At 64.0% G+C, this 6,405-nt stretch carries 8 protein-coding genes; all 8 read right to left on the reverse strand.

The genetic code is table 11. The features are described 5' to 3' along the window. Positions 1–6: 6 nt before the first annotated feature. The gene (locus tag AC1RNQ_RS04925) at positions 7–909 is read right to left on the reverse strand and encodes a helix-turn-helix domain-containing protein (RefSeq protein WP_493169362.1); all 903 of its coding nucleotides are present in this window, start codon (positions 907–909) and stop codon (positions 7–9) included. 489 nt (positions 910–1,398) lie between these two features. Then, complete coding sequence (rplT, locus tag AC1RNQ_RS04930) at positions 1,399–1,764, reverse strand: 50S ribosomal protein L20 (RefSeq protein WP_493169363.1); 366 nt, start codon at positions 1,762–1,764, stop codon at positions 1,399–1,401. A gap of 12 nt (positions 1,765–1,776) precedes the next feature. Next, positions 1,777–1,980, reverse strand: a complete 204-nt coding sequence (gene rpmI, locus AC1RNQ_RS04935; protein ID WP_493169365.1) for a 50S ribosomal protein L35 — start codon at positions 1,978–1,980, stop codon at positions 1,777–1,779. A gap of 108 nt (positions 1,981–2,088) precedes the next feature. Further along, positions 2,089–2,280 (reverse strand): hypothetical protein, encoded by a 192-nt coding sequence (locus tag AC1RNQ_RS04940; protein ID WP_493169367.1) that lies wholly within the window; start codon positions 2,278–2,280, stop codon positions 2,089–2,091. A gap of 49 nt (positions 2,281–2,329) precedes the next feature. After that, on the reverse strand, positions 2,330–2,680 hold the full coding sequence (locus AC1RNQ_RS04945) for a GFA family protein (protein ID WP_493169368.1): 351 nt from the start codon (positions 2,678–2,680) through the stop codon (positions 2,330–2,332). Positions 2,681–2,697: 17 nt separating this feature from the next. After that, complete coding sequence (locus AC1RNQ_RS04950) at positions 2,698–3,492, reverse strand: inositol monophosphatase family protein (RefSeq protein ID WP_493169370.1); 795 nt, start codon at positions 3,490–3,492, stop codon at positions 2,698–2,700. Next, positions 3,489–4,667, reverse strand: coding sequence for a DUF8462 domain-containing protein (locus tag AC1RNQ_RS04955; protein WP_493169372.1), 1,179 nt, complete (start codon positions 4,665–4,667; stop codon positions 3,489–3,491). The genes AC1RNQ_RS04950 and AC1RNQ_RS04955 overlap by 4 nt, the downstream gene beginning before the upstream one ends. A gap of 61 nt (positions 4,668–4,728) precedes the next feature. After that, on the reverse strand, positions 4,729–5,664 hold the full coding sequence (locus AC1RNQ_RS04960; RefSeq protein ID WP_058810343.1) for a ribose-phosphate pyrophosphokinase: 936 nt from the start codon (positions 5,662–5,664) through the stop codon (positions 4,729–4,731). Between the last annotated feature and the right edge of the window lie 741 nt (positions 5,665–6,405).

A 6,405-nucleotide genomic window follows, 5' to 3' on the forward strand; every position in this document is an offset into this window, starting at 1 on the left:
GAAGGGTTAGGTCGCGGGCTTGTGGAGGCCCTGCACCGCGGCCCCGGCGGCGGCGGCGCGCGCGAGCGCGGCGGCGCCGAGGATCGGTTTCGGCCGCGTCGCATAGGCGCGCGGGCTCATCCCCATGAAGCGCCGGAAATCGCGGGTGAACTGCGCCTGGTCGTAATAATGATAGTCAAGCGTATCGATCCACGCCATCGACGGGTCGAGCATGAAGCGCGCGAGGCTGCGCAGGAAGCGCTGGCGGCGCAGCAGCAATTTGGGCGGGAAACCAAAGGCGCGGCGCGACAACCGTTCGACCGACCGTTCGGACAGGCTCAGCTTGGCGGCCAGATCGCCGACGCTGGCGAGGTCGTCGTCGACCAGCGCGCTATGCGCCGCGAAGATCGCCGGATCGTCGCGCGGCGCGCCTGTGAGCCGGGCGACGAAATAATCGTCGATCGCCTTCGCCCCCGCCTCGACATCGTTCACGCCGCGCAGGCGCTCGGCGAGCGGGATGAAATCGGCAAAGGCGGGATGCACCGCGGCATCGCAGAAGCGATCGGCGAGATCCTCGGCTGAGAGCGCGAAGAATTTGGCCCAGCCCATCGGCAATATGCCGATCCCCCAAGTGCGCATATGGCCGACCGAAAAGAAGGTCGCCTTGCTGGTCGGACCGGTGACGTTGAAATGCGGGGCGGGCGTCACCGGATCGGTCCCGATCGCGCAAAGCGTCGTCTCACCCTCGATGAAGCGCATGTTCGCCCATTCGGGGTGGAGATAGTCGTCGACGCGCACCCCGGGCGGGGCCGCGACCTCGGTCAGGTAGATGATGCTCGAATAGGGGCGCAGCGCCGCGGAAACCGGAAAGAAACGCGTCATGACCCGCACGCCGGCGTCCGTCCCCGGAATCTGGATCTCGTCTGTCATGACGCCATTCCCTTGCGGAAGTGCGCGAAAAAAAACAACAGATTAAGCGATTTCCCTGTCGGGTTTTTACAATTTTTCTCGCGGCCACGACCGCATATGTCGCTGCAGGGAACACTTCCACCGGCCGGCGGCTTTCTGCGACCCACGGCTTTTCGGTACCGGAGGGAGGGGGGCGGTGTATCGGTCACGATCATCGTCGGAGCGGCGCGAAGGGCAACCTTCGCGCCGTTTCTGTTTTGGGGTGTGGCGTTCGGGGCGTCGCCTGGAATGGCGGTCCTGGGGTGTGGAGCGGACGTTTGTTACGTCGTCACCCCGGGCTTGACCCGGGACCCGCCTTCCTTCTTCCGACGTCGGATCAAAGAAAAGGCAGGCCCCGGGTCAAGCCCGGGGTGACGGAAAATGGAACGTCGGCAACCGCCCGACACGGCACACGAAAAAGGGCGGCCCCGCGCGGGACCGCCCTCCATTCGTTCAGCGATGCCGGAAGGCTCAGGCCGCCTTGGGCAGCGCCGCCTTCGCCTGCGCGATGACGGCCGCGAAGACGCCGCCTTCGTTCATCGCCAGGTCGGCCATGACCTTGCGGTCGAGGTCGATCCCGGCCAGCTTCACGCCGTGCATGAACTGCGAATAGGTCAGGCCTTCGGCGCGGACCGCGGCGTTGATGCGCTGGATCCACAGCGCGCGGAAGCTCCGCTTTTTGACCTTGCGGTCGCGATAGGCGTATTGGCCGGCCTTCTCGACCGCCTGCTTGGCGATGCGGATGGTGTTCTTGCGACGGCCGTAAAAGCCCTTCGCCTGCTCCAATACGCGCTTGTGCTTGGCGCGCGTGGTGACGCCGCGTTTGATGCGTGACATTCCCTGCGCTCCTTACTTCAGGCCGTACGGCGCCCAGAGGCGCACATGAGCCGTATCCGCATCGCTGAGCACGCTGGTGCCGCGGTTGGTACGGATATATTTGCTATTGTGCGAAATCAGGCGGTGGCGCTTGCCGGCGACGCCGTGCTTCACCTTGCCCGAGGCGGTGAATTTGAAGCGTTTCTTCACACCGCTCTTGGTCTTCATCTTGGGCATTTTGGTCTCCTTTTGAAGTCCGTTTGCGTATCGGCCTGGCAGCCCTTTCAGCCAGCCGGTACAATCGGAAGGCGCGCGCCTAGACGGATTCGCGCGGAATTGCAAGCGTCAGGCGCGGATTGTTATCGCGTACTTGTCCATGAGTTTCTTAAAACGAGCGGCAAGCTTTCGAAACTCGCGAGCTTCCTTGTCGTCGCCAGCAGCCGCAGATTCGGCCGCTCGGCGCTCGCAGTCGAGATAGTCGTGCGCGATCTTGGTTGCCATCTCTTCCCACGACGGCATTTTGAAAGCTTCAGCCATACAATCTCCTCGTACGGCTGAGTGTACACGAGGTGTATGGCAGGCGCGGTCAAAAGCTCGCGCCGTCGACCTTCTGGATCGTCAGCGCGTCGAGATCGGTGTCGGGTACGCAGCGCAGGTTCACCGCCGCCATCTTCGATCCGTCGGGGCCGGTGCCGACCGAAAAGCTCTGGACGCCGCAGTTGGTGCAGAATTGATGGTCGATATTATGCTTGTTGAAGCGATAGCTTTTGAGGCTCCCGGCGCCCGCGGTCAGCCGGAACTGCTCGATCGGCACGAAGCTCAGCAGGAAACCCTTGCGCCGGCAGTGCGAGCAGTTGCAGCTCATCGCGGTGCCGGGGATGTCGCCCTCGACTTCATAGGTTACCGCGCCGCAGTGGCAGCTGCCTTCGAAAGCCATGATCCGCTCCTCTTTGTTCAATGGTGGCAGGCGAGCCCCTCGACGACATCCTCGAGCCGCGCGGGGTCGCCGAGCGCGATGACATGGCCCCCACCATCTTTCGCGCTGTCGGCGTTGAGCGGGTCGCCGTTCCAGTCGCACATCGTGCCGCCCGCGCCCTCGACGACGGGGACCAGCGCGGCGAAATCGTGGAGCTTCAGCCCGGCCTCGACCACCAGGTCGATATGCCCGCTGGCGAGCAGGCCGTAATTGTAGCAGTCGCCGCCGAAGACCATGCGCTTGTGCGCGGTCTGCGCGGCGAGACCCATGAAATGCTCGCCGTCGTGATCGCTGAAATATTGCGGGCCGCTGGTCGCGAGCACGGCGTCGGCCAGCGAGCGGCAGGTGCGGGTGCGCACGGGCTTGCCGTTGAACAGGGTCGGCTGGCCGAGCGCGCCGACCCAGCGTTCGCCGGCGACCGGCTGGTCGATGATGCCCAGGATCGGCCAGCCGTCCTGCAGCAATGCGATCAGCGTGCCGAAGATCGGGCGGCCCGCCATGAAGCTGACCGTGCCGTCGATCGGGTCGAGCACCCATTGGCGCGGCGCCCCGGGCCGCTCGCTGCCGAACTCCTCGCCGATGATGCCGTCGCGCGGGGCCTCGGCGGTGAGCAGGCTGCGCATGACGGTCTCGGCGCCGCGGTCGGCCTCGGTCACCGGCGAGGCGTCGGCCTTGGCTTCATGGGCAAAAGCGGCGCGAAACAGCGGGCGGATGGCGCCGCCGGCGGCGTCGGCGAGGCGATGGGCGAGCGCGAGATCGGATGCAAGGGTCATAAGTCATAGCCCATCATTCGAAGAACATATTGGTCGAACATTGGCACGGTGAATGCTGTGTAGCCATGTTCCGGGCTGTAGATCATGCCTTTCTGGATCAGGGTATTTCTGGCGGGCGCAGAGCTTGATACTTCGACACCCAAGTGCTGCGCAATGTCGCCCGATCGGTGCGGCCCCGGGCCCAGAGAGGCCATTGCGCGCATATATCGTTTCTCGCGCGGTGTCAGACGATCAAAGCGGACGCGAAAGAAACTGACGTCCAACTGCGCAAGCGCCGCGATCGAAGCCCGAGTCACATCATCGACATCAATCGGTGACCTATCGGCGACGTCCCAGCTCTGCTTGCCCCATTCCTGCAGAAAATAGGGATAGCCCTGAGTCGCCGTCGCTATCGCCTGTACGGCGCCATCGGTAATGGCTTCATTCTCTTGCTCAATGGGGTTGCGCAAGGCAGCCTCAATGGCCGGGCCATCGAGTGGTCCAACCGGTTCGAAGAGGAACAGTCTTTCGGCATAGGATTTGGCGCGCCCCATCCGCGCCAGCAATTGCGGCAGTCCTGCTCCGACCAGCGTAATAGGCAAACGCGCCTGATTGGCGCCATGAAGAGCAGCGATTAGCGCGGCCAGTTCATCCTCCTGAACATACTGCAGTTCATCGACGAACAGCACGACAGCGGTGCCAGCGGTCTTTGCCGCAGTCCCGACGGCATCGACAAGTTCGTTGAGATCGGTCGCCAAATCGCCACTGTCAGCCAGGCCTGGTTCTGAAGCGAAATCAATGGCGACCTCGATATCGGCATAGCGCAGTTTCAGCTTTGCAAAACCCGCAAGCGCACGGAGGGCCCGTTTCGCGCTATCCCCGACCAAGGCTATTCGATTCATCTTTAGGAGGGCGGCCCGTAGCGCTGGAGCAAGTATGGCAGGAAGCGAACGATCCTCAGGCGACTCGATCGCAACGGCAACGATGCCGCCGCTCTCGGCGGCAAGGCGCATTTCGTTGAGAAGGACCGTCTTGCCTACCCCGCGAAGACCATAAAATATGACACTTTGTGCGGCTCGACCCGCTCGAATCCTGTCGAGTGCAATGGCAACGCGTTCGAGCAGGGCCTCTCGGCCAGCGAGTTCGGGAGGCGGTGTCCCGGCTCCGGGCGAGAAGGGGTTACGACGCGGATCCATAAAGAGCTTATCCCATATTACGGTTTTTCTGTAAACTGGGGTAATCTCTCTATAATTGACGTCAGTCGAAGAGCGAGGACACGCTCGTTTCGTCAGCGATGCGCTTGATCGCCTCGCCGAGCAACGGCGCGACGGTCAGCGCGCGGACCTTGGCGCTGTCGTTGACCGCGTCGGTCGGCTGGATCGAATCGGTGATCACCAGTTCGGTGAGTTCGCTCGCCTCGACGCGCGCGACCGCGCCGCCCGACAGCACGCCGTGGGTGCAATAGGCGACGACACCCTCGGCGCCGGCGGCCTTCAAGGCGCCCGCGGCGTTGCAGAGCGTGCCTGCCGAATCGACGATATCGTCGATCAGGATGCAGAAGCGGCCCTTCACGTCGCCGATGATGTTCATGACCTCGGATTCGCCGGCGCGTTCGCGGCGCTTGTCGACGATCGCCAGCGGGGCGTTGTCGAGGCGCTTGGCGAGCGCGCGCGCGCGCACCACGCCGCCGACGTCGGGCGACACGACCATCAGATTCTTGCCGGCGAAGCGCGCCTGGATGTCGGCGCTCATCACAGGCGCGGCGTAGAGATTGTCGGTCGGGATGTCGAAGAAGCCCTGGATCTGCCCGGCGTGCAGATCGATCGCGAGCACGCGGTCGGCGCCCGAGGTGGTGATCAAATTGGCGACGAGCTTGGCCGAAATCGGCGTGCGCGGGCCGGGCTTGCGGTCCTGCCGGGCGTAGCCGAAATAGGGGACCACCGCGGTGATGCGCTTCGCCGAGGCGCGGCGCAGCGCATCGTTGATGATCAGCAATTCCATCAGATTGTCGTTCGCCGGGAAATTGGTTGGCTGGACGACGAAGACATCCTGGCCGCGGACATTTTCGTGGATCTCGACGAACACTTCCTCGTCGGCGAAGCGGCGCACGCTGGTGTCGGTCAGCGGCAGCTCCAGATAATCGGCGATCGCGCGCGCGAGCGGCAGGTTGCTGTTGCCGGAGATCAGTTTCATGGGGTGCGAAGCCCTTTCGCGGCGGGAGGGATTGCGCGCCCCTTAGCCAGCACGGACGCGAAGGGGAAGGGGCATGTTGCGCGGCTGAGGATCGTTCCGGGCATGCTTGTCCTTTGGCGCGTGCGCTGGCGGCACGGACGGTTCCGATTTTTTCGCACGAAGCCACGAAGGCACGAAGGGATGCCGTTCTGCGTCGCGAGGCGCCCTAATCCGCCCGTAATTGCGCGCGCGTCGAGCCGATGGGCTGTGTTCGAATGCATAGGCGTCTTTGTGGCTTCGTGGCTTTGTGCCTTTGTGCGCATCCTTTGTGCGGAGATGCCGGTCTTGCGCCCTCGTTCGAAGCGACATGCGGCGGGCTTCGATCGGTTTCGCGCAAAGACGCAAAGACGCGAAGATGTCGTGCGCGATCCAGAGACGGCTTTGGGGTGAGGAACTGCCGTTGCCGATCCTCCCCGGCACGGGGAGGGGGACCAGCGAAGCTGGTGGAGGGGTACAGGCGGGTTTGCTTTGCCGGTGAAGCTGTGCGCCATGGCTTGGTTCCCGGACAAGGCAGCGCTTTCGGTTTGGCGCGGCGCAGACCTCCCGTACCCCTCCACCACCCTTCGGGTGGTCCCCCTCCCCCGCTGGGGGAGGATCGCTCTTGTCCCCTCCCGCCCGGCCCCCGCCCTTTCAGGCCTCACCCCTTTTGCGTCTTCGCGTCTTTGCGCGAACCCTTTGCGTCGCCACCCTCGCGGTCGTTCG

The sequence above is a fragment of the Sphingopyxis sp. GW821-FHT12F08 genome (genome assembly GCF_058806755.1).